The sequence below is a fragment of the Sphingopyxis fribergensis genome, from assembly GCF_000803645.1.
GTDB classification, from domain to species: domain Bacteria; phylum Pseudomonadota; class Alphaproteobacteria; order Sphingomonadales; family Sphingomonadaceae; genus Sphingopyxis; species Sphingopyxis fribergensis.
On the sequence record NZ_CP009122.1, the window covers coordinates 2,432,021 to 2,456,004 of the forward strand.

Sequence of the window (23,984 nt, forward strand, 5' to 3'; positions counted from 1 at the left end):
GGGAGAAAGGGATTATGACAGCCGCTCTTCCCACTCCCTGCGACAGCGCGGTCCTGGGCCGCCCCGAAGGGCAACTGCCGCCGCATCCGCGCTGGACGCTCGTCGCGACGATCCTCGCGTCGAGCCTCGCCTTTATCGACGGGTCGGTGGTCAATGTCGCGCTGCCCGCGATTGACCGCAGCCTCGATGCCGGCGCCGCCGGGTTGCAATGGACCGTCAACGCCTATCTGCTCCCGCTCAGCGCGCTGCTCCTCCTCGGCGGCGCGGCGGGCGATCAGATGGGGCAGCGCCGGATGTTGATCGCGGGGATCCTAGTGTTCCTTGCTGCGTCGCTCGCGTGCGCGGTGGCGCCGACGATCGAAGTCCTGCTCGCCGCGCGCGCGTTACAGGGGGTCGGCGCCGCAATGCTGATGCCGAACAGCCTCGGCATTCTCGGCAACAGCTTCCGGGGCGAATCGAAAGGGCGTGCGATCGGGACGTGGGCGGCGGTCGGCGCCATCGCGAGCGCGGTCGGCCCGCCGCTCGGCGGCTGGCTGATCGAAGTCGCCGGATGGCGCGCGATTTTCTACCTCAACCTGCCCGTCGGCGCCGCGGCGATATTCGTCGCGTGGCGCTATGTCGCGAATGACAAGGGCAGCGGCAAGCCGCTCGATTGGGTCGGAGCGGCGCTCGTGACGCTCGGGCTCGGGCTGCTCACCTGGAGCCTCACCCTCTGGTCGAACGACGGGATCGTGGGCGGAACGGTGCTTTTCGGCCTGATCGCGGGCGTCGCAATGCTCGCCGCTTTCATCTTCGTCGAACGCGCGCGCGGCGATGCCGCGATGATGCCGCTTTCGCTCTTCGCATCGAAAGCCTTTGCCGGCCTGACCTTCCTCACCTTCGCCCTCTATGGCGCGCTCGGCGGACTGCTCGTCCTCCTACCCTATCTGCTCATCACCAGCGGCTATTCGCCACTCGAGGCGGGCCTGGCGCTTTTGCCCTTCCCGCTCGTCATCGGACTTGCCTCGCGCTGGATCGGCCAGATCGCGGCGGGCGCGGGGCCGCGATGGCCGTTGACACTTGGCCCGATCGTCGCCGGCGCGGGCTTCCTTCTGCTCCACCGCGTCGATCCCGCGGCAGGTTATGTCGTGGGCGTGCTGCCCGGCCTCTTCGTGATAGCGCTCGGCATGGCGGGCGCGGTGGCGCCATTGACGACGGCGGTCCTGTCGGCGGTCGACGACCAGCACATGGGGACCGCGTCGGGCTTCAACAGCGCAATCGCGCGGACAGGCGGTCTGATCGCAACCGCGCTTGTCGGGGTCGTGCTGTCGCAGAGCGGCGACGCTTTGCTGTCGGCATTTCGCACGGCCGCCGTCGCGGGCGGCGTGCTTGCTGGTGCGGCGGGGTTCGCCGCGTGGGCCACGCTAGGCGATCCCGAGCAGAGCGGTCGATAAGGTAAGTTGGAAAGAAATGGTGGAGCCTAGCGGGATCGAACCGCTGACCTCCTGCATGCCATGCAGGCGCTCTCCCAGCTGAGCTAAGGCCCCGTACCATTTCATCGTGCCGCGCTGGCCAATATGCTTGGCTGCTGCGACCGGGACGCCGCCTTTAGCAGCGCCATCGAGTGATGCAAGGGGCCAAATGCATCTTTGTGACGCCTTTTTGACCCCTCGCTGAAAAAATCAGGTTTCGACGTCGTCGTCATCCGCCGTCGCGACACCCAGATCGTCGTCGCCACCAAGGTCGACATCATTGTCGGGCGAATCGCTGTCCTCGTCGACATCGACGTCCAGATCCAGATCCTCGTCGACGACGACCTCTTCCTTGACGACCTTGCCGGGCTTTTCGACCTCGAACGGAGTCGACTGCTTCGATTTCAGGACCGATTCCGGGATCCAGTTGTAACCGCAATTGATGCAGTTGATCGGATCGTCCTTGGTCAAATCATAGAATCGGGTCGCGCATTTCGGGCAGCTACGCTTCGTGCCCCATTCAGCCTTTATCATATATGCCTCGTAACCTTCTGAAAGGAGATAGTAATTTCGGGAAAGCGACGACTGCCTGCGCGGCATCCATCAAATCGGCGTGCGCCTTGCCAGATTGCAAGGCCGCTGTCAAAAGCCGCACGCCATGACCGATCACACCGCCACGCCGCGCAGCTTTTCCGCTTCCATTCCGCTTAAAGGTAGGATCGCGATTCCGGGTGACAAGAGCATCTCGCACCGCTCGCTGATGCTATCCGCCCTCGCGGTCGGAGAGAGCCGTGTTACCGGCCTGCTCGAAGGGCATGACGTGTTAGCCACCGCGGCCGCGATGCGCGCGATGGGCGCCACCATCGAACGGCAGGACGACGGCGAATGGCGTATCCATGGCGTTGGCGTCGGCGGGCTGCTCCAACCGCGCGAAGCACTCGACATGGGCAACAGCGGCACCTCGACCCGCCTGCTCATGGGCCTCGTCGCAAGCCACCCGATCACCACGACCTTCATCGGCGATGCCAGCCTGTCGGGCCGCCCGATGGGACGCGTTATCGATCCGCTATCGCAGATGGGCGCCGATATCAGCGCCTCGCCCGGAGGCCGCCTGCCGCTGATGGTGCGCGGTCTCGCCCCCGCCATCCCCCTCGCCTACCGCCTGCCGATGGCCTCGGCGCAAGTGAAAAGCGCGATATTGCTCGCGGGCCTTAATACGCCCGGCATCACCGAAGTGATCGAGCCCGTGCCGACGCGCGACCATAGCGAACGCATGCTGCGCGGCTTCGGCGCCGACCTGACCGTCGACACCGACGCCGACGGCACGCGCCATATCCGCATCCGCGGCGAGGCCGAATTGAAGCCGCAAACGATCGTCGTTCCCGGCGATCCGTCGTCGGCCGCCTTCTTCATCGTTGCCGCGCTGCTCGTTCCGGGATCCGACGTCCTCATCGCCAACGTCGGCCTCAACCCCACCCGCGCGGGCCTCGTCGAAATCCTCAAACAGATGGGCGGCGACATCGAACTGCTCGACCCCCGCACCGTCGGCGGCGAACCCGTCGCCGACCTGCGTGTCCGCCACAGTGCCCTCAAGGGCATCGACGTCGATCCCGCGATCGTGCCGAGCATGGTCGACGAATTCCCGATCCTCTTCGTCGCCGCCGCGCTCGCCGAGGGCCGAACCGCGACCACCGGCCTCGACGAACTGCGCGTCAAGGAAAGCGACCGCATCGCGGTGATGGCAACTGGCCTGAAGGCAATCGGCGCGCGCGTCGAAGAAAACGAAGACGGCCTGATCATCGACGGCACCGGCGGCGATGCGTTGCCCGGCGGTGCCACCGTCGCCGGCCATCTCGACCACCGCATCTGCATGAGCTTCGCGATCGCCGGTCTCGTCAGCAAGGCGCCGGTGACGATCGACGACATCGCGCCGGTCGCGACCAGCTTCCCCAATTTCGAGCAGCTGCTCGCCGGTCTCCAGCAATGATCATCGCCGTCGACGGCCCCACCGCGTCGGGCAAGGGCACGCTCGCCCGCCAGCTCGCCGACCATTATGGCCTGCCCGTGCTCGACACCGGGCTGCTCTATCGCGCGGTCGGCTATCAGACGCAGCTCAATCATGGCGACGCCGACAATGCCGCCGATGCGCTCGCCGCGTGCGATTTCCCCGTCAGCCTGCTCGATGATCCCGCGCTGCGCTATGAAACCACCGGCGGGCTCGCCAGCCGCGTGTCGGTCCATCCCGCCGTCCGCGCCGCGCTGTTCCAGCGCCAGGTCGATTTCGCCAACCAGCCCGGCGGCGCGGTGCTCGACGGGCGCGACATCGGCACCGTCATCGCGCCGCATGCCGATGCCAAGCTGTTCGTCACCGCCAGCCCCGAGGAACGCGCGCGCCGCCGCCACGCCGAGATGCGTGGACGCGGCGTCGATGTGACCTATGACGCCGTGCTCGCCGACGTTCACGCGCGCGATGCGCGCGATACCGGCCGCGCCGATGCACCGCTGCTGCGCGCCACCGACGCATTGCTGCTCGACAACACGGGCATGGACAAGGACGCCGCGCTCGCCGCCGCGATCGCCTTTGTCGAAGAGCGCCGGGCGCACCGCGGCTAGGCTGGCTTTCTGCCTTGCTTTGATGGGGGGTGCGGACTATATGCGCGCCGTCCGACGGGCTTTATTGCGGGTCGAGACATGGTCAGACCGCCGCTCGAAACCGAGTGTCGGGCGTGGCGGGATGCACCCGTCGCGCCCATTTTGCTTTGCCCATGGCTTGCCGGTAAGCGGTTCGAAGGATGCCGTGTCCTGCATCCGGCAGGCATGGCAGATCGGCCATTAAGACCAGCGGAACCAACCGCTTGGCCGGAACAAATGAAGTAAGGACACACATCTATGGCCACTACGGCTTTCCCGACGCGCGACGATTTCGCCGCGATGCTCGATGAATCGCTTGGTGGTGCCGACGGCGGCTTTGAAGGCCGCGTCGTCAAGGGCACCGTGACCGCGATCGAAAACGACCTGGCAGTGATCGACATCGGCCTGAAGAGCGAGGGCCGCGTGCCGCTTCGCGAATTCGCGATGCCGGGCCAGAAGGCCGACATCAATGTCGGCGACGAAGTCGAAGTCTATGTCGACCGCGTCGAAAACGCCAATGGCGAAACCATGCTGTCGCGCGACCGTGCTCGCCGCGAAGCCGCCTGGGACCGCCTGGAAGAAGAATTCAACAAGGAAGCCCGCGTCGAAGGCGTCATCTTCGGCCGCGTCAAGGGCGGCTTCACCGTCGACCTCGGCGGCGCCGTGGCGTTCCTTCCGGGTTCGCAGGTCGACATCCGCCCCGTGCGCGACGTCGGCCCGCTGATGGACCTGCCGCAGCCCTTCCAGATCCTCAAGATGGATCGTCGCCGCGGCAATATCGTCGTGTCGCGCCGCGCCATCCTCGAAGAAACGCGCGCCGAACAGCGCTCGGGCCTGATCCTGAACCTCGAAGAAGGCCAGATCATCGAAGGCGCGGTCAAGAACATCACCGATTATGGTGCGTTCGTTGATCTCGGCGGCATCGACGGCCTGCTCCATGTCACCGACATGAGCTACAAGCGCGTCAACCACCCGAGCGAAGTCATCAACATCGGTGACACCGTCCGCGTCCAGATCATCCGCATCAACCGCGACACGCAGCGCATCAGCCTCGGCATGAAGCAGCTCGAAAGCGATCCGTGGGAAGGCGTCGCCGCCAAATACCCCGTCGGTGCGAAGCTGTCGGGTACGGTCACGAACATCACCGATTACGGTGCTTTCGTCGAACTCGAAGCCGGCATCGAAGGCCTGGTCCACGTCAGCGAAATGTCGTGGGTCAAGAAGAACGTCCACCCCGGCAAGATCGTCTCGACCAGCCAGGAAGTCGACGTCATCGTCCTCGAAGTCGACAGCGACAAGCGCCGCATCTCGCTCGGCCTCAAGCAGGCCCAGTCGAACCCCTGGGGCGCGTTCGCCGAAACCCACCCGGTGGGCTCGGTCGTCGAAGGCGAAGTCAAGAACGCGACCGAATTCGGTCTGTTCGTCGGCCTGCCGGGCGACGTCGACGGCATGGTTCACATGTCGGACATCGCTTGGGGTATCTCGGGCGAAGAAGCGCTGCACCTCCACCGCAAGGGCGAGGCCGTGCAGGTCGTCGTTCTCGACGTCGACGTCGAGAAGGAACGCATCAGCCTCGGCATCAAGCAGCTTGAAAAGGGTGCTCCGGCCGTTGGCGGCGGCACCGCTGCTGCTGGCTCGGTGAAGAAGAACGACGTCGTCACCGTCACCGTCCTCGAAGTCCGCGACAACGGCCTCGAAGTCCAGGCTGGCGACGATGGCGCCACGGGCTTCATCAAGCGCGCCGACCTTGGCCGCGACCGCGACGAACAGCGTGCCGAACGTTACCAGGTCGGCCAGAAGTTCGATGCGATGGTCATCGGCTTCGACCGCTCGAAAAAGCCGAACTTCTCGGTCAAGGCGATGCAGATCGCCGAAGAGAAGCAGGCTGTGGCGCAGTATGGCTCGTCGGACTCGGGTGCGTCGCTCGGCGACATCCTCGGCGAAGCGCTGAAGGCCGGCAAGAAGGATTAATTCCTCCTTCCGCGTCCACGCGAAACAAAAGGCCCGCAGAGCATCCCTCTGCGGGCCTTTTTCTTTCAGTGATATATTTTGACCGGACAGTGATTCATGATACCTTCTCCGCGCGTTGGGAGGGGTCTCACGCAAAAATGAGCCGGCAACGGCCGGACGCCCGCCTCAGCGGGAAACGCGTGGCTGTATATAATAGGGGAAGCACCATGATCCGGTCAGAACTGGTTCAAAAGATCGCTAGCGAAAACAGCGATTTGCGGCTGGAGGAAGTCGAGCGCATCGTCGACACCTTCTTCGATTCCATCGTCGAGCAGCTCGCCGCCGGCGGCCGCGTCGAACTCCGCGGCTTTGGCGCCTTCTCGACCCGTTCGCGCGAATCGCGCACCGGTCGCAACCCCCGCACGGGCGCCGCCGTCGACGTGAAGGCGAAAAACGTCCCCTATTTCAAACCGGGCAAGGAAATGCGCGAACGCCTGAACGGCTAAGCGCCAGCCAAAATCCCGTCATTGCGAGCGCAGCGAAGCAATCTCCAGTTCGATAGCTGAAGATTGCTTCGCTGTGCTCGCAATGACGTTGTTGAAGCCTCAGTTCTTCAGCCGATATCCCGTCCGGAACATCCAGAAAATAATGCCCAGGCACAACGCCAGGAACAGCGCCACTGCGCCCATGCTGACCTCGATCCCGACGTCGCCCTTGCCGAAGAAGGTCCAGCGAAAGCCGCTGATCAGATAGACGACGGGGTTGAACAGCGTGATCGTCCGCCATGCCGCGGGCAGCATGTCGAGCGAATAGAAGGCACCGCCCAAAAAGGTCAGCGGATAGATGACCAGCATCGGGATGACCTGCAGCTGCTCGAAACTCTGCGCCCAGATGCCGATGATGAAGCCGAACAGGCAGAATGTCACAGCCATCAGGATCATGAATGCGGCCATCAACAGCGGATGCGCGACCTGCACATCGACGAACAGGTGCGCGGTCGCGAAGATGATCGACCCGATAATCACCGATTTCGTCGCCGCGGCGCCGACATAGGCCATCACCGTTTCCAGCGGCGACAGCGGCGCCGACAGCATCTCGTAAATCGTCCCCGTCCATTTGGGCATATAGATGCCGAACGACGCATTGCTGATGCTTTCAGTGAACATCGTCAACATCATCAGCCCCGGCACGATGAATGCGCCATAGGGCACGTCGTTTACCTCGGTCATCCGGCTGCCAATCGCCGATCCGAAGACGACGAAATAGAGCGCGGTGGTGATCACCGGCAGCATCAGGCTGGTCCAGAAAGTGCGCCCGAAGCGCGCCATTTCGAAAGCGTAGATCGCGCGCACGCCGCGCCAGTTCGCGGTCATGCGGCTTCTCCCTTTGCGCCATTCGATTCGTGCACCAGCCCGACAAAAATATCCTCGAGCGAGCTTTGCCTTGTGTGCAAGTCCTTGAACTGCACTCCGATGTCGGTCATCCGCCGCAGCAGCGAGGGAACCCCCGTTGCCTCGGCGCGGCTGTCGAATTCATAGACCAGCTCATTGCCTTCGCCTGCCAGCGCGAGCTTCCACTGCCCCAGCTCGTCGGGAATTGCCGTCAGCGGCTCGGCCAGATTGAGCGTCAGCGTCTTGCGTCCCAGCTTCTTGATCAGCTCGTCCTTTTGCTCGACCAGGATCAGCCGTCCGCCGGTGATCACCCCGACGCGGTCGGCCATTTCCTCGGCCTCCTCGATATAATGGGTGGTGAGGATGATCGTCACCCCCCGCTCGCGAAGGCCGCGGACCATGTTCCACATATCGCGGCGCAACTCGACGTCGACCCCTGCGGTGGGTTCGTCGAGGAACAGGATTTCGGGTTCGTGACTGAGCGCCTTGGCGATCATCACGCGGCGCTTCATGCCGCCCGACAATTCCATGATCTTCGATGTGCGCTTGTCCCACAAGGACAGGTCGCGGAGCAATTGCTCGATGAATGCCGGGTCGCGCGGCTTGCCGAACAGCCCGCGCGAAAAGCTCACCGTTGCCATGACCGTCTCGAACGCATCGGTGTGCAGTTCCTGCGGCACCAGCCCGATCATCGTCCGCGCGGCGCGATAGCCCTGCGCATGATCATGCCCGGCAACGGTCACCGTCCCCGCGCTCGCAGTCACGATGCCGCAGACGATGCTGATCAGCGTCGTCTTGCCCGCGCCATTCGGCCCGAGAAGTGCGAAAATCTCGCCCTTGTTGATGGTGAGGTCGACATCGCTCAGCGCTGTGTGACCGCTTTTATAGGTTTTCCCGAGGCCGGAAATTTCGAGGACTGCTGTCATGTCCCGCCTCTAGCCGAGCCGCCCGACCGCGTGAAGCGCCAAACAGCGCTTGACGTCCATCGGCCCATCGGCTTGATCCACCCGACCATGCGGACGTGGCGAAATCGGTAGACGCAGCAGACTTAAAATCTGCCATCCTCTGGGTATGCGGGTTCAAGTCCCGCCGTCCGCACCAGCATTGCGACATATCGGGCGGCAAGCCGGATGCCCACTTCCGGTTTTGCCCGGCATCACTATGATGCAAGACGATGCCGCCAAAAACTGACATTCCGAAATCCGGGTCGAAGACCCTCTTGCCAAAGATCATGCTCGGCTTGGCCGTCCTGTCGCTCGGCAGCTGCGGCCTGTTCGGCGAACGCGGCCCGGTCAAGATCGCCGCGATTGGCCCGATCAATGCGGCCGCGAACCCGCTGAACGGCGAGCTTTCGGCCGCCAATGCCGCGCTGCTCGACGCGACCTCGCAGGGGCTGGTCAGTTATGACGGCGAGGGACAGATCGACACCGGCCTCGCCGACCGCTGGACCGTTACCGCCGACGGGCGCAGCTATATCTTCCGCATTCGCGAAGCCAAATGGAGCGATGGCCGCAAGGTCACGGCCGAGAATGTCGCCGCAATCCTGCGATCCTATCTGGCCCCCGCCAGCCGTCACGTCCTGAAAAGCGATTTCCCGGAGATCGAGACGATCAAGGCGATGACCGACACGGTGATCGAGATCCGCCTCGCCGTACCACAGCCCTCGATCCTCGAACTGCTCGCACAGCCGTCGATGGCGATCGTCAACAAGGGCATGGGCTGGGGCCCGATGCGCGCGCGCAAGATCGGCCGCGCGGTACTGCTCTCGCCCGTTCCCGACCCGCTCGCCGAGGACCAGGAAGCCGCCGAAGCCGCCGCGAACGACCCCGCCGCCTCGATCGAGCTGGTGGGCACGTCACCTGCGGGCGCGCTCGCGCGGTTCAAGAACGGCTATGCCGATGGCGTCGTCGGCGGCCGTTTTTCGACCTTGCCCTATTTCGCCGCGTCGAACATCGGTCGCTCGCGGCTCGTCGTCGACCCCGTCCCCGGCCTGTTCGGCCTGTCGTTCGTCCGCGCCGAGGGGTTCCTCGCGATCGACGCCAACCGCGACGCGCTCGTGCGCGCGGTCCGGCGCCAGCGACTGGTCGAAGCCTTCGGGCTCGCCGAATGGCAGCCACAGGTCACGCTCCGCCCCGCGCTCTATGCGCGCGACGGCGGCCCTGCCCCGCTCGTGCCCGTCTGGGCCGAATATGACGAGGCGTCGCGGATTGCGCAGGCGAAACGCGCCGTCGATGCCTGGCTCGACGCGGGGCGCGAGATCGAGCCGCTGCGTATCGCCGTCCCCGACAACCCAGGTGGCCGCATTCTGTTCGCTTATGTGTCCGCCGATTTCAAAGCGATCGGCGTGCCGAGCCAGCGCGTCCCGATGGCGTCGACCGCCGACCTCCGCCTGATCGACGAAGTCGCGCCGAACGACGATGCTTTGTGGGCGCTGCGCCGCCTGTCGTGCCGCCGCGATACGCTGTGCAACCGCGAGGCGCAGGGACTGATCGACCGAGCGACGGCCAATGTCGACGCGGGCCAGCGCCGGGTGCAAGTCAGCGAGGCCGAGGCCGTTCTGGGCCGTTACGCCCCCTTCATCCCGCTCGCGACCCCGCTCCGCTGGTCGGTCGCGTCGCAGCGCCTCACCGGCCTTCGCGCCAACGGCCGCGCGCAGCACCCATTGAATCATGTGATTGCCTTACCTAACTAATACAGCGGCGCTGCACCTTCGAGCGCTTTTGAAAGGACCCAAATGGCCCCTTCTCCCCCGAATCCCGACGCGATCTTCGACGCGCTGATCGCGAATCGCAGCGATCCCGCGGCGCTGCGAAAGCGCGTCGAGACGCTGGAAATCCTGCTCGAACGCAGCTTCATCATCCCCGGCATCAATCGCCCAGTCGGTCTCGACGCGATCGTCGGCCTCGTCCCCGTGGTCGGCGACGTCATCGCCGCGACGATGGGCGCCTACCTCATCTGGGAAGCACGCAATCTCGGCATGCCGAAATGGAAAATCTGGCGCATGGTCGGCAATCTTGGCGTCGATACCGCGCTCGGCGCCGTGCCGCTGGTCGGCGACGCTTTCGACTTCTTCTTCCGGTCGAACACACGCAATCTTCGGATCATCAAGAAGCATCTCGACAAGCATCACCCCGGCACGATCATCATCGACCAGTAAACTTCTTTTCATTGCGAGCAAAGCGACGCAATCTCGAGCGGTTTGCGCACTCTCTGGATTGCCGCGTCGCCTTCGGCTCCTCGCAATGACGATCGTTGCATTTGCAACAGCCTTCCCCTCCGGTGTCTAATGCTGCTAGCACAGCGCCTCCAAACCCCAGGGGAGACTATTGAATGATCCGCGCCAGCCTCGCCGCGCTTGCCCTCAGCTGTTCCTTTGCCGCCGTAGCGGCGGCCGCGCCGCAGGAGGTCGACAAAAATGGGGACCCCTATCTCTGGCTCGAGGATATCGAGGGCGCGAAGGCGCTGGACTGGGTCAAAAAGGAAAATGCGGCAACCGACAAGCTGATCACCAGCCGTCCGAGTTTCGAGGCCGACCGCAAGCGCGCGCGCGAAATCCTCGACGACGACCGTCAGATTGCCGCACCCGGCGAAGTGATGGGCGACATAATCACCAATTTCTGGCGCGACGCGAACAACCCCCGCGGCATCTGGCGCCAGAGCCCGCTCGACGCCTATCTCGCCGGCAAGCCCGTCTGGACGACGCTGATCGACGTCGACGCGCTCGGCAAGGCCGAAAAGCAAAGCTGGGTGTGGCACGGCGCCGACTGCCTCGCCCCCGATTACAAACGTTGTCTCGTCTCGGTAAGCCCCGGCGGCACCGACGCCGACGTCGTTCGCGAGTGGGACCGCACGACCAAAAGCTTTGTCGAGGGCGGCTTTACGTTGCCGCAGGCGAAGAGCAGCGTGACGTGGGAGGATGCCGACACCCTGCTGGTTGCGACCGATTATGGCGAAGGCAGCATGACCGCGTCAGGCTATCCGCGCATCGTCAAACGCTGGAAGCGCGGCACGCCGCTCGCGGCGGCCGTGACGGTGGCCGAGGGCGAGCACGAGGACGTCGGCATGAACGTCTTCGCTTTCACCGACGGCGGCACGCGCTGGCCGATAATCAGCCGCGGCAAGACCTTCTACACCGCCGACTATCTGATCCGCGGCGTCGGCGGCGAGACCTATCGTTCGACGATCATCCCCGACACCGCCAGCCTGCGCGACGTGCTCGGCGGGCAGGCCATCGTCTTCCTCAACAAGGATTTCGGGACCGGCTTTCCCGCGGGCTCGCTGATCTCACTGTCGCTCGCGGATATGGCGGCCGACCGGCAGGTGCCGATCATTCCTGTGATGACTCCGACGAAGGCGCAGGCAATCGAAAATGTTTCGGCGACCGACAATATATTGTGGGTCAAGGCGCTCGACGATGTCGAGGGCAAGCTGTTCGCGCTGCGCCGCGACGCGAAGACTGGTGATTGGAGCAAAAAAGAGGTTCCGCTCGCCGCAAACGCGACGGTCAACATCGCGGGCACGATCGGCAAGCGCGATACCGTCTTCGCGAGCGCGGAGACGATGCTGATGCCCCCGACGCTCTACGCCGTGTCCGAAACCGCCGCGCCGCAAGCCGTGCAGAGCCTGCCCGCGACCTTCGACGCGAATGACATGACCGTCGAAAAGCGCTTCGCAACGTCGAAGGATGGCACCAAAATCCCCTATTTCATTGCGCGTAAGAAGGGCGCGACCGGCCCCGTCGCTGCGCTGATCCACGCCTATGGCGGCTTCCGCGCCGCGCAGACGCCGGGCTATCTCACCGGCCAGCCGTACCGCGCCGGTCCGCTCGGGCTGTTCTGGGTCGAGGACGGCAATGCCTATGTCCTCGCCAACATCCGCGGCGGCGGCGAATATGGTCCCGCCTGGCACGATGCGGCGCTGCGCGAGAAACGCCAGAACAGCTTCGACGATCTCCACGCGGTCGCCGAGGATCTGGTCAAGACCGGGATCAGCACCAAGGGCAAGATCGCGATCTCGGGCCGCTCGAACGGCGGCGTGCTCGTCGGCGCGGCGATGACGCAGCGCCCCGACCTTTATGGCGCGGTGATCTCCGGCTCGCCGATCAAGGATATGTGGCGGTACGACAAGATGCTCGCGGGCGCCTCATGGGTCGCCGAATATGGCGATCCCGACGTGCCCGAAGATTGGGCGTTCCTGTCGAAATATTCACCATACCAGAACATCCGCAAGGGCGTTAAATATCCGCCGATCTTCCTCTATCTTTCGACCAAGGACGATCGCGTCCATCCTGGCCACGCGCGCAAATTTGCCGCGCGGCTTATGGAGAATGGCAACCGCGTCTATTATCACGAATATCTGGAGGGCGGCCATTCGGTCGGCGCCGACCATGCCGAGGATGCGGTGCGCGCAGCGATGCTCCACGGCTTTCTGACGCGCGAGTTGGTGGAGAAAAAATAGGGCGGCCCAACACCCTAGTCCGTTCGTGCTGAGCTTGTCGAAGCACCGTTCTTCTTCGGCCAACGTCACAAGAAAGAACAGCCCTTCGACAAGCTCGGGGCGAACGGATCATTTGTCGGCGCCCGCCGCAACTCACCGTATCTGCCTTTTCTCCAGCTTTCGCGCCAGCGTCCGCCGGTGCATCCCCAGCCGGCGCGCGGTCTCGGAGATATTGAAGTCGGTCTCGACCAACACTTGGTGGATATGCTCCCATTCGACCGTCTTGATCGACGACTGGCGGTCGCCCACCGGCGTTTCGGCATTGCCGTCGGTACGGTCGAACGCTGCCTCGATATCGTCGGTGTTCGACGGCTTGGCGAGATAATAGGAAGCGCCGAGCTTGATCGCCTCGACGGCGGTCGCGATGCTCGCAAAACCGGTCAGCACGACGATCCGCATTGCCGCATCCGACGCACGCAGCGCCTGCACGCACGCCAGCCCCGACGCACTGCCGAGCTTCAGGTCGACGACCGCATAGCCCGGCCGGAAAGCGTGCAAATGCACCTCCATCTCTTCGGGGCTATGTGCGACCTGCACCAGATAACCGCGCCGCTCGAACGATCGCTTCAGCGTCCGCGCGAACGCCTCGTCATCCTCGACGATCAGCAATTGCCGCCCATCCTTACCGGCGTCGGTCATGCCGTCTCTCCATCATCACGCGCGAGCGACGATATGGGCAGGAAAATCCGCACTAGCGCGCCGCCTTCGTCACGATTGGACACGCTGGCGCCGCCGCCCAGCTTGCGCAGCACATTGACGAGCAGAAACAGGCCCAGCCCGCCACCGGGGCGTCCCTTGGTCGAGCGGTAGGGCTGGCCGAAATTCTCCAGCATCTCCCGGGTGAAACCGGGGCCGCGATCGGCGATTTCGATCACCAGCATGTCACCGTCGCGCGAGGTGGTAAAGCTGGTCCAGTCGGGCGAAACCTCGGCCGCATTGTCGAGCACATTGCCGATGACCTGGCGCAGCGCGGGGTCCGACACGATGGCGACGTCGGCACCGAAACGATCATTGAATTCGACCGTATCCGGACGGCGCACCGCACGCGTGTGCGACACGATTTCGTTGAACGCCGCGCGCATCGTCGTCAGTTGCGGCGCTTCGCCCCGCGCCTCGCCGGCCGACATCAGGATGCCGCTGACGATTGCCTTGCACCGCTGCACCGCCGCATCCATGTCGGCGAGGTCCTCCTGCATCTCGCGATCCTTCGCGAGGCGCGGCGCTGCTTTCCAGTCGCCGATCAGCACCGACAGCGTCGACAGCGGCGTCCCAAGCTCATGCGCCGCGCCCGATGCGAGCAGCCCCATGCGCACGATATGATCCTCCTCGGCGGCGCGCTGGCGGCTAGCTGCGAGCGCCGCGTCGCTGTCGCGCAGGTTGCGGCTGATCCGCGTGACGAAGGCGACGAGCAGCACCGCGATCAGCAGGAAGCAAACGAAGCTGCCCTGTAGATAGAGCTCCATCGGATCGGCCGCATAGGCAGGAGGCAGCACCAGCGGCGTCGGATCGGCGCGCAGCGCCGCGAGCGCCGCCAATGCTGCAACGACGATCGCCCACGACGACCGCGGCGTCAGCAGGATCGCGCCGATCACCACCTGCAACAGGAACAGCGAGGCAAAAGGATTGCCGAGTCCACCGCTGTGGTGAAGTTGCCAGCCGAGCGCCGCGACGTCGAACAGCAACACCGCGGTCAGCTCGGCGTTCGTCACCGCGCGCCCGCGGCGGAGCAAGGCAATGCTCGCGAAGTTGATTGCGATCAGCACCGTGATCGCCGCGAGCAGGGGGGCGCCCGGCAGCGATATGCCCATCGGTCCGCTGACGATCCCGATCGTCGCCAGCTGCCCCCCGACCGCAATCCAGCGCAGCTGGACCAGCAGCGTCATATTGCGGCGCCCGGCGGGGGCTCGGGCGGGCGCGGCCGGCAGGATCGTCGGGCTGGTCATCAATCGCGGATACGCCACAGCCGCCAAGCAAAAAAGAGGCTGAGTGCACAAAGCGCAAACCAGGTCAGCGCATAGACGAGATGATTGTCGGAAAAGCGCACGACGGTCAGCCCGCCGATGGGATAGCCGCCGGGATTCGGAGCGGAGTCCGCATCGACGAAATAGGGCGCGGTCTTACCCAATCCCCTCGCCTTGGCGATCGCGGCGACATCGCGCGAATACCATCGGTCCGCGGCCGGATCGTTCGAACGAAGGAACGCCCCTTCGGGCTCGGTCACACGCAGCAGCCCCGTCACGGTCACCGCGCCCGCGGTATTGCCTGCCGTCCGCGCCGCCGGATCGCGCCGATCCCTGGGCACGAACCCGCGATTGACGAGCAGCGTGAATCCTGGGGTTTCGAGGGGAGTCAGAACCCAGAAGCCCGGACCGCGATCGGTCACTGCCTGCACCAGCGTCTCGCGGTCGTGCCGAAAGCTGCCGGTCGCGGTCACCCGGCGATAGGCATCGCCCTTTGCGTCGACCCGCCCCCACGCATCCGGACCTGGGGCCGCCGCGGGCGCCGCATGGATGCGCGCGTCGACCGCTGCGACCAGCGCATGCTTCCACGCGCGCCGCTCGACCTGCCAGACGCCGAGCGCCGCCAGCCCCATCGCCGCGATCAGCGCCGCGGCGGCAAAGGCGCCGCGGCGGGTGCGTGTCACGGTACCTGTCTCGCGTCTTCGTGCGACATCGGCATCATGTTGGTGTTGAGGTGATGCATCACCCACAAGGATCCTGCGAGCATGATCACGACGACGATCACGGTGAAGATCAGCGAAGTCAGCGACCAGCCGCCCTCCGCTTTTGGTGTCATGTGAAGAAAGAACACCATGTGGACGACGATCTGCACCACCGCAAAACCCATGATGATCGCGCCGGTCGTGCCGGCACTGAGCGGCATCGTCATCACCAGCCAGAAGGGGATGGCGGTCAGGATCACCGACAGCACGAAGCCGATGACATAGTCGCGCATCGACGCGTGCGGCATCTCGATTTCGTCGTGACCGTGCACGGCGGCGTGGGGATCGGCGCTCATCGCAGCACTCCCATCAGATAGACAAAGGTGAAGACGCCGATCCACACGACGTCGAGGAAGTGCCAGAACATCGACAGGCACATCACGCGGCGCTTGTTCGCGGCGATCAGCCCGTGCTTCGACAGCTGGACCATGAGCGTGACGAGCCAGATGATGCCGAAGGTGACGTGCAGCCCGTGCGTGCCGACGAGGGTGAAGAAGCTCGACAGGAAGGCGCTTCGCTGGGGCCCCGCGCCGATCTCGATCAGGTGGTGGAATTCGTAAAGCTCGATCCCGAGGAAGGCGAGCCCGAACAGGCCGGTAATGCCAAGCCAGAGCTGCACGCCCTTCACCTTGCCCTGCTGCATCTGCAGCACCGCAAAGCCGTAGGTGATCGACGAGAAGAGCAGCATTGCGGTGTTGAGCGCGATCAGTTTCAGGTCGAACAGATCCTTCGGCGACGGCCCCGCAGCATAGCTGCCGCCGAGCACCGCGTAGCAGGCAAAGAGGATCGCAAAGATGAGGCAGTCGCTCATCAGATAGATCCAGAAGCCCAGCATCGTGCTGTGCCCCTCGGGATGCGCATGCTCGTCGAGGTCGTAGAAGCGGACGGGTTCGTCGGCGGTGATGGCGTCTGCCGTCATGGTGGGGGCACTCATCGCATCAGGCTCCGGCCGCCAGCTGGCGGGTGCGCGCTTCTTCGACCGCGGTGACCGTCGCCGCCGGGATGTCGAAATCGCGCTTGTAGTTGAAGGTGTGATAGATCGCGCCGACGATCGTCGCGACAAAGCTCAGCGCCACAAGCCACCAGATGTGCCAGACCAACGCGAAACCCATCACCAGGCAAAAACCCGACAGGATCATCCCGGTGCCGGTGTTGCTCGGCATATGGATGTCGCGATAGCCGCCCGTCGGCCGATGGTGCCCGCGCGTCTTCATGTCGTACCACGCGTCGAGGTCGTGGATCACCGGCGTGAAGGCGAAATTATAGTCGGGCGGCGGCGAGCTGGTCGCCCATTCGAGCGTGCGGCCGTCCCACGGATCGCCGCCCGTGGTGTCGCGCAGTTCCTTGCGGCGCCAGATGCTGACGCCGAACTGGACCAGCATCGCGCCGATACCCGCGGCGATGATCAGCGCACCGATGCCCGCGATCACGAACCAGATTTGCAGGCTCGGATCGTCGAACACGCGCATCCGGCGGGTCACGCCCATCAGGCCGAGGATATAGAGCGGCGTGAAGGCGACCCAGAAGCCGACGACCCAGCACCAGAAGCTGATCTTGCCCCAGAAAACATCGAGCTTGTAGCCGAACGCCTTGGGCCACCAATAGTTGATCGCCGCGAACAGGCCGAACAGGACGCCGCCGATGATCACATTGTGAAAATGCGCGATAAGGAACAGCGAGTTGTGCAGCACGAAGTCGGCGGGCGGCACCGCGAGCAGCACCCCGGTCATGCCGCCGATGACGAAGGTCAGCATGAAGGCGATCGTCCACATCATCGGCAGCTCGAAGCGGATACGGCCGCGATACATGGTGAACAGCCAATTGAAGAGCTTGGCCCCCGTCGGGATCGAGATCACCATCGTGGTGATGCCGAAGAAGCTGTTGACGCTTGCCCCCGATCCCATGGTGAAGAAATGGTGCAGCCAGACGAGATACGACAGGATCGTGATACAGATCGTCGCATAGACCATCGAGGTATAGCCGAACAGCCGTTTGCCCGAGAAGGTCGAGGTGACTTCGGAAAAGACGCCGAACAGCGGCAGCACGAGAATGTAAACTTCGGGATGACCCCAGATCCAGATCAGGTTCACATACATCATCGGCGATCCGCCGAGGTCGTTGGTAAAAAAATTGGTGCCGACATAACGGTCGAGCGTGAGCAGCGCGAGCGTCGCGGTCAGGATCGGGAAGGACGCGACGATCAGGATGTTCGCGCAAAGGCTGGTCCAGGTGAAGACGGGCATCTTCATCAGGCCCATGCCCGGCGCGCGCAGCTTCAGGATCGTGACGATCAGGTTGATACCCGACAAGGTCGTCCCGATCCCCGCTATCTGCAGCCCCCAGATATAATAATCGACGCCGACGTTCGGGCTGTATGCAATCCCCGATAAAGGCGGGTAGGCGAGCCAGCCGGTCTGCGCATATTCGCCGATGAACAGCGAGATCATCGTCAGCACCGCGCCCGACGTCGTCATCCAGAAACTGAAATTGTTCAGGAAGGGAAAACTGACGTCGCGCGCGCCGATCTGCAGCGGCACGACATAGTTCATCAGCCCGGTGATGAACGGCATCGCGACGAAGAAGATCATGATCACGCCATGCGCGGTGAACACCTGGTCATAATGATGCGGCGGCAGATACCCCTCGGAACCGTTGAAGGCCATGACTTGTTGCAGGCGCATCATGATCGCGTCGGAAAATCCGCGCAAAAACATGATGAGGCCCAAGATCATGTACATGATCCCGATGCGCTTGTGGTCGACGGTGGTGAACCACTCGGTCCACAAATAGCCCCAGAGTCGATATTTGGTGATCGCGGCGAGGACCGCGATGCCGCCGAGGACAACGGCGATAAAGGTGACGACGAGGATCGGCTCGTGCAGCGGCAGCGCCTCGAGCGACAGCTTGCCGAGGATCGGACCGGTTTCGGGTGCGGGATGCGGGATGCTCATGGGATCTCGGGCTCGTTCAGGACAGCGGGCGGTCGGCGGCGGCGGGCGCGCGCAGCGCGGTGCGTTCGGGTCTGGATGGGTGCGGAAGCCCCTCACCCTTCAGCTTTTGGGGCGCGACGGGCTTCGCGTCAGGGCGATCGTTCGACATCACCGGCGAACTGCAATAGGCCGCGACATAACGCATGCTCCAGCGCGCCGCATCAACGGTGCCGCGCGCGGCGAATTTGTCATAGGTGACTTGCCGGACATTGCCGATGCCCGCGATGCCCGCGCCGCCCTTGGCGTCGAGCGCCATCATGTCGTGCATGCACATCTTTCCGGGTTCGACGCACATGTTGACCACGGCATCGAACAGCTGCGGATCGCTCGCGGCAAAGCGGCGCACGGGTTCCTTGTGCGTGGGCTTTTCCAGCTTGAGATATTCGGCCCGGCTGAGGTCGCCTTCGGACGACGCCTTGGTCTCGGCGACCCATTTGTCGAACTCGCCAGCGGGCAGGCTCTTCACCGCAAAGCGCATGTTCGAAAAGCCCCAGCCCGAATAATTGGCCGAAAAGCCTTCGTAGTTGCCGGTCTTGTCGAACACGCCGTGCAGCTTCGTTTCCATGCCCGGCATCGCGTAAATCTGTCCCGCGAGCGCGGGCACGTAAAAGCTGTTCATCACCGACGAGGAGGAAATACGGAAGCGGACCGGCCGGTTCACCGGCAGCGCGAGTTCGTTGACCGTCGCGACGCCCTGTTCGGGATAGATGAACAGCCATTTCCAGTCGAGCGCGACGACCTGCACATCGAGCGGCTTGACCTCGGCGGCAACGGGCTGGCCAGGCCCCGTGCGCGCGAGCGGGCGATAGGGGTCGAGCAAATGCGTCGCGACCCACGTCACCGCGCCCAGGCAGATGATGATCAGCAGCGGCGCCGACCAGATGACCAGCTCGAGCTGTGTCGAATGATCCCAATCGGGCTTGTACGTCGCATCCTTGTTCGACGCGCGATATTTCCACGCGAAAAAGATCGTCAGCGCCATCACCGGCACGATGACCAGCAGCATCAGCACGGTCGACAGGATGATCAGATCGCCCTGCTGGCGCGCGACGTCGCCGGCGGGATCGAGCACGATCAGCCCGCAGCCCGAAAGCATGGGCAGCGCGGCGAGCAACGGCAAAAGCCGCAATCGGGCGGGAAAACGGGGGAGATTGCTTGGCATGATGCGCGCCTAGGCCTCCTTTGTTGCACTGCACATAGGACATTTTGTCCAATCCCGCGACCGTTCATCATCGCGCAGGGGCATTTTCATTCCGGGCGATTTTGCCCTATGACCGACTCGTGCCGCCGCATCTTGTCTTGCGGAGGGCGCCAGCTCAAGGATTGTTACCATGGCTGCCGATACTGTGCCCACCACCGAGGTCGAACGCGACGCCCGCGCCCTCCACGGCGCCGACGACCAGGGGGCCCACCGCATCGACCCCTCCGAGATCGCGATCGGCGTCATCATCGGCCGCACGTCGGAATTCTTCGACTTTTTCGTGTACGCCATCGCATCGGTGCTGGTCTTCCCAAAGCTCGTCTTCCCGCACCTCGACCCGCTGACCGGCACGCTCTGGTCGTTCGCGATCTTCGCGCTCGCCTTCGTCGCGCGTCCCGTCGGCACGATCATCTTCACGGCGATCGACCGCGCTTATGGCCGCGGCGCGAAGCTGACCATCGCGCTCTTCCTACTCGGCGGCTCGACCGCGGCGATCGCCTTCCTGCCCGGTTACGAATCGATCGGAATCGGCGCCGCGCTGTTGCTCGCGCTGTTCCGCATGGGTCAGGGCGTCGCGCTCGGCGGTTCGTGGGACGGCCTCGCCTCGCTGCTCGCGCTCAACGCGCCCGAGAACAAACGCGGCTGGTACGCGATGATCCCGCAGCTCGGCGCGCCGCTTGGCCTCATCGTCGCCAGCCTGCTCTTCATGTTCCTCATTTCGGCGCTGCCCGCGGAGGATTTCCTTGCGTGGGGCTGGCGCTATCCTTTCTTCGTCGCCTTTGCGATCAACGTCGTCGCGCTCTTCGCGCGGCTGCGCATCGTCGTCACACCCGAATATGCCGAATTGTTCGAGAACCGCGCGCTCCAGCCGGCGCCTTTGCTCGAAACGGTGCGCTCGGAATGGAAGACGATCGTCATCGGCACCTTCGCCCCGCTCGCCAGCTTCGCGATGTTCCACATGGTCACCGTCTATCCGCTGTCGTGGGTGTTCCTGTTCACCGAGGAGACGCCGGTACGCTTCCTGATGATCGAGGCAGTCGCCGCGGTCGTCGGGATTGGGACGATCATCGCATCGGGCGCGCTCGCCGACCGCTTCGGCCGCCGCACTTTGCTCGGCGCCACCGCCGCGGCGATCGCGGCGTTCAGCGGCTTCGCGCCGCAGCTGCTCGACGCCGGCCAGATCGGCGAAGCGACCTTCATGATCCTTGGCTTTGCACTGCTCGGCCTGTCGTTCGGCCAGTCGTCGGGGGCGCTCTCGTCGAACTTCCAGCCGCGCCATCGCTACACCGGATCGGCCTTTACCTCCGACCTTGCCTGGCTGTTCGGGGCCGGATTCGCGCCGATGGTCGCGCTCTGGCTCTCCAGCCAGTTCGGGCTGATCGCGGCGGGTGCCTACCTGCTGTCGGGCGCGGTTGTCACGCTCGTCGCGCTCTGGCTCAACCGCGAACTGGCGAGCACGATCGGCTAAAGCGCGAGGCCGGGGGGCTGCCGCGCACCCCCGGCGCGCCGATCATTCGCGGCGCGGCTTGTCCACCGCCTCGATGGCCTTCCGCAGGTCGCTTTGGCCGAACGGTTTGCCCAGGCGCAGGACGGCGGGGCCGATATCGCTCGGCGTTTCGCCATAGCCGGTCGCGAGGATGATCGGCAGGTCGGGCCTCTGGCTCCGCGCATGCGCAATCAATTCGCTGCCGGTCATTTGCGGCATCGCCTGATCGGTGATCATCATACTAATGTCGCGCCGCGAGGCAAGCTGCTCCAACGCTTCTTCGCCCGAATTGGCCTCGATGACGACATGCCCCAAATCCTCGATCAGCGCGGCGCTGTTCATCAGGATCAGCGCATCGTCATCGACAATCAGGATGACTTCGGCCTCGCCCGCGCCGCGCTCGTCCGGAACGACGGGCGCCTCCTCGTCGCCTCCGCGCTCCACGCCGCTGAGCGGGAGCCAGATATGCGCGTCGGTGCCGACGCCGACGCGGCTTTCGATTTGCAGCATCCCCCCGATCTGCCGGGCGAAGCCATGCACCATCGAAAGGCCGAGACCGGTCCCTTTGCCGACACCCTTGGTGGTGAAAAAGGGATCGGCTGCGCGCGCCAGCGTTTCGCTGTCCATTCCGCTGCCATCGTCCGATACCGTCAGGCGGACGTAACGGCCTTCGGCAAGATCGGCCAGGTCGCCGCGCGGCGGCTCGCGCACTTCGGCACTGATGGTCAGACTTCCCGCGCTCCCCATCGCATCGCGCGCGTTGACCGCCAGATTGAGCAACGCCATCTCCAGCTGGTTGATGTCGGCGATCACCGGCGGCAGGTCGCCCGGAAAGCGCGTCACGATCGCAAAGGTCGGCCCCAGCGACCGTTGCAGCAGCTCCATCATCCCCGAAACGAGCTGGGCGATGTCGACGCTCTCGGTCTCCAGCTCCTGACGCCGCGCGAATGCGAGCATGCGCTGCGTCAGCGCGGCGCCGCGGTCGGTGGCCTTCACGGCATTTTCGAGCAGCCGCATCGTCTGCGGTTCGCCGGACAATCTTTTTTTGAGCAATTCGAGCCCGCCGCGGATAGCGGTCAGCAAATTGTTGAAATCATGCGCGATGCCGCCGGTCAGCTGACCGATCGCCTCCATCTTCTGCGACTGGAAAAGCGCCTCGCGCGCCAGTTCGAGTTCGCGCTGCGCCTCTTCACGCTCGGTGACGTCGCGCGTGATCTTCGCAAAGCCGATCAACGCGCCGCCATCGTCGTGGATGGCATCGATCACGACGCTCGCATGGAACCGCGTTCCGTCCTTGCGCACGCGCCAGCCCTCGGCGGCGAAGCGTCCCTTGCGCCGCGCGGTTTCCAATGCCCGCGCAGGTTCGCCGGATTCGCGATCCTTTTCTTCATAAAAGGAGGAAAAATGCCGGCCGATGATTTCGTCCGGCCGATACCCTTTGATGCGCTCGGCCCCGGCGTTCCAACTCGACACCAGCCCCGTTTCGTCGAGCATGTAGATCGCGTAGTCGGTGACCCCCTGGACGAGCAGCCGGAATTGGGTCTGGCTGCGTTCCAGCGCGGTGGAGCGCTCCTCGATACGCGCTTCAAGCGTCTCGTTGAGATGCCGCAAACGGTCGGCCGTGGTGCGCAATTCGGCTTCGGTCCCGACCCGTTCGATATGCGCCCAGCTGCGCTCGGTCACCTCGCGCAACGTCGCGAGCTCGGTCGTGGTCCAGCGATGCGCCTCGCGATGGTGGACCGCCATCAGCGCGGTCAGGCGCCCTTCCTTGACGAGCGGCATGCAGATCGTCGCGCCGATGCCGATATTGCGGAACGCCGCGGCCGCCTCCGGAGGAAGCTCGGCCAGATTGTCGTTCACGATCAGCGGCTGCCCCGTATGAAGATTCCGCACCGCCAGCTCGCCAAAGGCGGCGAGACTGTAGCGGCCGACGATCGACTGCGAGCCTTCGGTCACCCAGTCCCCGCGAATGGTGAAGCCGTCCTGATCCTCTTCCATGTCGGCATAGGCGCAGATCGCCACGCCGAGTTCCTCGCCCGTCATCCGCGTGACGATCGAGAGGATATTGTCGGCGCTCGTGCTCACCGCAATCGCCCTGCCCAACCGGTCGAGGAACCGGAGGCGCGTCTCGCTCTCGCGCAACGCCGCCGCCGATTGGACCGCATCGGTGACCTCGACGACGACCGCCAGGACGCCCGCCGGCAATCCCATGTCGTCATAGACGGGCGAATAGTCGAGGTTGAGCCACACATCCTCGAACACGCCGGTCCGGTTGAGTCGCAGCACATGGTCGCGATATGCGAGCGTCCCGCCCGCAAGGCCGACCTTCATCACATTGTCGTTGAAATCGGCAACCTCGGGCCATGCCTCGCGCACCCGCATGCCAAGGATGCCCGGATGATTGTCGGCCGCAAAGCGCGAATAGCCGTCATTATAGATCATTATGCCTTCTTCGCCCCACAGCATGACGAGGGGAACCGGCGAATGGAGAAGGAAAGCGACGACCGCGCGCAGGCTTTGCGACCAGGATTCGATCGGGCCGAGCGGCGTCGAACGCCAATCGAAATTCGCGACGCGCCGGCCCATTTCCCCGCCATCGCCGAGAAAGGCATGGTCTTCGGACGGACCGGCCAGCGTGTCGAGCATCCTGCTGTTTTTCCCCTTTG

General features: G+C 64.3%; 20 protein-coding genes and 2 tRNA genes. 10 read left to right on the plus strand and 12 right to left on the minus strand.

Annotated elements, in window-relative coordinates; translation table 11 throughout:
* The first annotated feature begins 14 nt into the window (after nucleotides 1-14).
* Nucleotides 15-1,433: an MFS transporter gene (locus SKP52_RS11215; RefSeq protein WP_039574799.1), complete on the plus strand. Its 1,419-nt coding sequence runs from the start codon at nucleotides 15-17 to the stop codon at nucleotides 1,431-1,433.
* A 17-nt stretch (nucleotides 1,434-1,450) separates the two neighbouring features.
* Here SKP52_RS11215 and SKP52_RS11220 read toward each other — a convergent pair.
* Nucleotides 1,451-1,526, minus strand: a tRNA-Ala gene (locus tag SKP52_RS11220).
* Between the two features lie 135 nt (nucleotides 1,527-1,661).
* Nucleotides 1,662-1,985 carry a TIGR02300 family protein gene (locus SKP52_RS11225; protein ID WP_039574801.1) on the minus strand — a complete coding sequence of 108 codons (324 nt, stop codon included), beginning with the start codon at nucleotides 1,983-1,985 and terminating at the stop codon, nucleotides 1,662-1,664.
* A gap of 124 nt (nucleotides 1,986-2,109) precedes the next feature.
* Here SKP52_RS11225 and aroA point away from each other — a divergent pair, with 124 nt between their 5' ends.
* From aroA to SKP52_RS11245, 4 genes are all read left to right on the plus strand, one after another.
* Complete coding sequence (gene aroA / locus SKP52_RS11230; protein WP_039574803.1) at nucleotides 2,110-3,438, plus strand: 3-phosphoshikimate 1-carboxyvinyltransferase; 1,329 nt, start codon at nucleotides 2,110-2,112, stop codon at nucleotides 3,436-3,438.
* Nucleotides 3,435-4,064, plus strand: coding sequence for a (d)CMP kinase (locus tag SKP52_RS11235; protein WP_039574805.1), 630 nt, complete (start codon nucleotides 3,435-3,437; stop codon nucleotides 4,062-4,064). The genes aroA and SKP52_RS11235 overlap by 4 nt, the downstream gene beginning before the upstream one ends.
* 276 nt (nucleotides 4,065-4,340) lie before the next feature.
* On the plus strand, nucleotides 4,341-6,053 hold the full coding sequence (rpsA, locus tag SKP52_RS11240) for a 30S ribosomal protein S1 (RefSeq protein ID WP_039574807.1): 1,713 nt from the start codon (nucleotides 4,341-4,343) through the stop codon (nucleotides 6,051-6,053).
* Between the two features lie 206 nt (nucleotides 6,054-6,259).
* Complete coding sequence (locus SKP52_RS11245; RefSeq protein WP_039574809.1) at nucleotides 6,260-6,538, plus strand: integration host factor subunit beta; 279 nt, start codon at nucleotides 6,260-6,262, stop codon at nucleotides 6,536-6,538.
* Between the two features lie 99 nt (nucleotides 6,539-6,637).
* Here the strand turns inward: SKP52_RS11245 and SKP52_RS11250 are convergent, their stop codons facing one another.
* Both SKP52_RS11250 and SKP52_RS11255 read right to left on the minus strand, forming a co-directional pair.
* Nucleotides 6,638-7,405: an ABC transporter permease gene (locus SKP52_RS11250; protein WP_039574811.1), complete on the minus strand. Its 768-nt coding sequence runs from the start codon at nucleotides 7,403-7,405 to the stop codon at nucleotides 6,638-6,640.
* The gene (locus tag SKP52_RS11255) at nucleotides 7,402-8,349 is read right to left on the minus strand and encodes an ABC transporter ATP-binding protein (RefSeq protein WP_039574813.1); all 948 of its coding nucleotides are present in this window, start codon (nucleotides 8,347-8,349) and stop codon (nucleotides 7,402-7,404) included. The genes SKP52_RS11250 and SKP52_RS11255 overlap by 4 nt, the downstream gene beginning before the upstream one ends.
* 89 nt (nucleotides 8,350-8,438) lie before the next feature.
* Between SKP52_RS11255 and SKP52_RS11260 the strand changes: the two genes are divergently transcribed.
* The 4 genes from SKP52_RS11260 to SKP52_RS11275 all read left to right on the plus strand — a co-directional run bounded on the left by SKP52_RS11260 (nucleotide 8,439) and on the right by SKP52_RS11275 (nucleotide 12,880).
* Nucleotides 8,439-8,524 (plus strand) — tRNA-Leu (locus SKP52_RS11260).
* Nucleotides 8,525-8,654: 130 nt separating this feature from the next.
* Nucleotides 8,655-10,115 (plus strand): ABC transporter substrate-binding protein, encoded by a 1,461-nt coding sequence (locus SKP52_RS11265; RefSeq protein WP_039580742.1) that lies wholly within the window; start codon nucleotides 8,655-8,657, stop codon nucleotides 10,113-10,115.
* Nucleotides 10,116-10,157: 42 nt separating this feature from the next.
* A complete protein-coding gene (locus SKP52_RS11270; protein ID WP_039574814.1) occupies nucleotides 10,158-10,580 on the plus strand; it encodes a DUF4112 domain-containing protein in 423 nt (140 codons plus the stop codon).
* A gap of 173 nt (nucleotides 10,581-10,753) precedes the next feature.
* Nucleotides 10,754-12,880, plus strand: coding sequence for a prolyl oligopeptidase family serine peptidase (locus tag SKP52_RS11275; protein ID WP_039574815.1), 2,127 nt, complete (start codon nucleotides 10,754-10,756; stop codon nucleotides 12,878-12,880).
* Between the two features lie 132 nt (nucleotides 12,881-13,012).
* Here SKP52_RS11275 and SKP52_RS11280 read toward each other — a convergent pair whose 3' ends face one another.
* From SKP52_RS11280 to cyoA, 7 genes are read right to left on the minus strand one after another with little or no spacing between them, the layout of a single operon-like run.
* Nucleotides 13,013-13,558 (minus strand): response regulator transcription factor, encoded by a 546-nt coding sequence (locus tag SKP52_RS11280; protein WP_039574817.1) that lies wholly within the window; start codon nucleotides 13,556-13,558, stop codon nucleotides 13,013-13,015.
* The gene (locus SKP52_RS11285; RefSeq protein ID WP_039574820.1) at nucleotides 13,555-14,862 is read right to left on the minus strand and encodes an ATP-binding protein; all 1,308 of its coding nucleotides are present in this window, start codon (nucleotides 14,860-14,862) and stop codon (nucleotides 13,555-13,557) included. Before SKP52_RS11285 ends, SKP52_RS11280 begins: the two co-directional genes overlap by 4 nt.
* Nucleotides 14,862-15,563 carry an SURF1 family protein gene (locus tag SKP52_RS11290; RefSeq protein WP_039574822.1) on the minus strand — a complete coding sequence of 234 codons (702 nt, stop codon included), beginning with the start codon at nucleotides 15,561-15,563 and terminating at the stop codon, nucleotides 14,862-14,864. Before SKP52_RS11290 ends, SKP52_RS11285 begins: the two co-directional genes overlap by 1 nt.
* Nucleotides 15,560-15,937 (minus strand): cytochrome o ubiquinol oxidase subunit IV, encoded by a 378-nt coding sequence (gene cyoD / locus SKP52_RS11295; RefSeq protein ID WP_039574824.1) that lies wholly within the window; start codon nucleotides 15,935-15,937, stop codon nucleotides 15,560-15,562. Before cyoD ends, SKP52_RS11290 begins: the two co-directional genes overlap by 4 nt.
* A complete protein-coding gene (cyoC, locus tag SKP52_RS11300) occupies nucleotides 15,934-16,560 on the minus strand; it encodes a cytochrome o ubiquinol oxidase subunit III (protein ID WP_148309260.1) in 627 nt (208 codons plus the stop codon). Before cyoC ends, cyoD begins: the two co-directional genes overlap by 4 nt.
* Before the next feature lie 19 nt (nucleotides 16,561-16,579).
* Nucleotides 16,580-18,592, minus strand: a complete 2,013-nt coding sequence (gene cyoB, locus SKP52_RS11305; RefSeq protein ID WP_039574826.1) for a cytochrome o ubiquinol oxidase subunit I — start codon at nucleotides 18,590-18,592, stop codon at nucleotides 16,580-16,582.
* Between the two features lie 16 nt (nucleotides 18,593-18,608).
* A complete protein-coding gene (gene cyoA, locus SKP52_RS11310; protein WP_052208131.1) occupies nucleotides 18,609-19,793 on the minus strand; it encodes a ubiquinol oxidase subunit II in 1,185 nt (394 codons plus the stop codon).
* A 169-nt stretch (nucleotides 19,794-19,962) separates the two neighbouring features.
* Between cyoA and SKP52_RS11315 the strand changes: the two genes are divergently transcribed.
* Complete coding sequence (locus SKP52_RS11315; protein WP_039574828.1) at nucleotides 19,963-21,300, plus strand: MFS transporter; 1,338 nt, start codon at nucleotides 19,963-19,965, stop codon at nucleotides 21,298-21,300.
* A 42-nt stretch (nucleotides 21,301-21,342) separates the two neighbouring features.
* Here SKP52_RS11315 and SKP52_RS11320 read toward each other — a convergent pair whose 3' ends face one another.
* On the minus strand, nucleotides 21,343-23,964 hold the full coding sequence (locus SKP52_RS11320) for a GAF domain-containing hybrid sensor histidine kinase/response regulator (protein WP_039580750.1): 2,622 nt from the start codon (nucleotides 23,962-23,964) through the stop codon (nucleotides 21,343-21,345).
* Nucleotides 23,965-23,984: the final 20 nt, after the last annotated feature.

What these genes read in the sequence shown, in the direction of transcription:
- SKP52_RS11275 (WP_039574815.1), top strand. Translation starts at nt 10,754, where the DNA reads ATGATCCGCGCCAGCCTCGCCGCGCTTGCCCTCAGCTGTTCCTTTGCC.
- SKP52_RS11265 (WP_039580742.1), top strand. Translation starts at nt 8,655, where the DNA reads ATGCTCGGCTTGGCCGTCCTGTCGCTCGGCAGCTGCGGCCTGTTCGGC.
- SKP52_RS11280 (WP_039574817.1), bottom strand. Translation starts at nt 13,558, where the DNA reads ATGACCGACGCCGGTAAGGATGGGCGGCAATTGCTGATCGTCGAGGAT.
- SKP52_RS11285 (WP_039574820.1), bottom strand. Translation starts at nt 14,862, where the DNA reads ATGACCAGCCCGACGATCCTGCCGGCCGCGCCCGCCCGAGCCCCCGCC.
- SKP52_RS11250 (WP_039574811.1), bottom strand. Translation starts at nt 7,405, where the DNA reads ATGACCGCGAACTGGCGCGGCGTGCGCGCGATCTACGCTTTCGAAATG.
- cyoD (WP_039574824.1), bottom strand. Translation starts at nt 15,937, where the DNA reads ATGAGCGCCGATCCCCACGCCGCCGTGCACGGTCACGACGAAATCGAG.
- SKP52_RS11270 (WP_039574814.1), top strand. Translation starts at nt 10,158, where the DNA reads ATGGCCCCTTCTCCCCCGAATCCCGACGCGATCTTCGACGCGCTGATC.
- SKP52_RS11255 (WP_039574813.1), bottom strand. Translation starts at nt 8,349, where the DNA reads ATGACAGCAGTCCTCGAAATTTCCGGCCTCGGGAAAACCTATAAAAGC.
- SKP52_RS11315 (WP_039574828.1), top strand. Translation starts at nt 19,963, where the DNA reads ATGGCTGCCGATACTGTGCCCACCACCGAGGTCGAACGCGACGCCCGC.
- cyoA (WP_052208131.1), bottom strand. Translation starts at nt 19,793, where the DNA reads ATGCCAAGCAATCTCCCCCGTTTTCCCGCCCGATTGCGGCTTTTGCCG.
- SKP52_RS11225 (WP_039574801.1), bottom strand. Translation starts at nt 1,985, where the DNA reads ATGATAAAGGCTGAATGGGGCACGAAGCGTAGCTGCCCGAAATGCGCG.
- cyoB (WP_039574826.1), bottom strand. Translation starts at nt 18,592, where the DNA reads ATGAGCATCCCGCATCCCGCACCCGAAACCGGTCCGATCCTCGGCAAG.
- SKP52_RS11320 (WP_039580750.1), bottom strand. Translation starts at nt 23,964, where the DNA reads ATGCTCGACACGCTGGCCGGTCCGTCCGAAGACCATGCCTTTCTCGGC.
- aroA (WP_039574803.1), top strand. Translation starts at nt 2,110, where the DNA reads ATGACCGATCACACCGCCACGCCGCGCAGCTTTTCCGCTTCCATTCCG.
- cyoC (WP_148309260.1), bottom strand. Translation starts at nt 16,560, where the DNA reads ATGACGGCAGACGCCATCACCGCCGACGAACCCGTCCGCTTCTACGAC.
- SKP52_RS11215 (WP_039574799.1), top strand. Translation starts at nt 15, where the DNA reads ATGACAGCCGCTCTTCCCACTCCCTGCGACAGCGCGGTCCTGGGCCGC.
- rpsA (WP_039574807.1), top strand. Translation starts at nt 4,341, where the DNA reads ATGGCCACTACGGCTTTCCCGACGCGCGACGATTTCGCCGCGATGCTC.
- SKP52_RS11235 (WP_039574805.1), top strand. Translation starts at nt 3,435, where the DNA reads ATGATCATCGCCGTCGACGGCCCCACCGCGTCGGGCAAGGGCACGCTC.
- SKP52_RS11245 (WP_039574809.1), top strand. Translation starts at nt 6,260, where the DNA reads ATGATCCGGTCAGAACTGGTTCAAAAGATCGCTAGCGAAAACAGCGAT.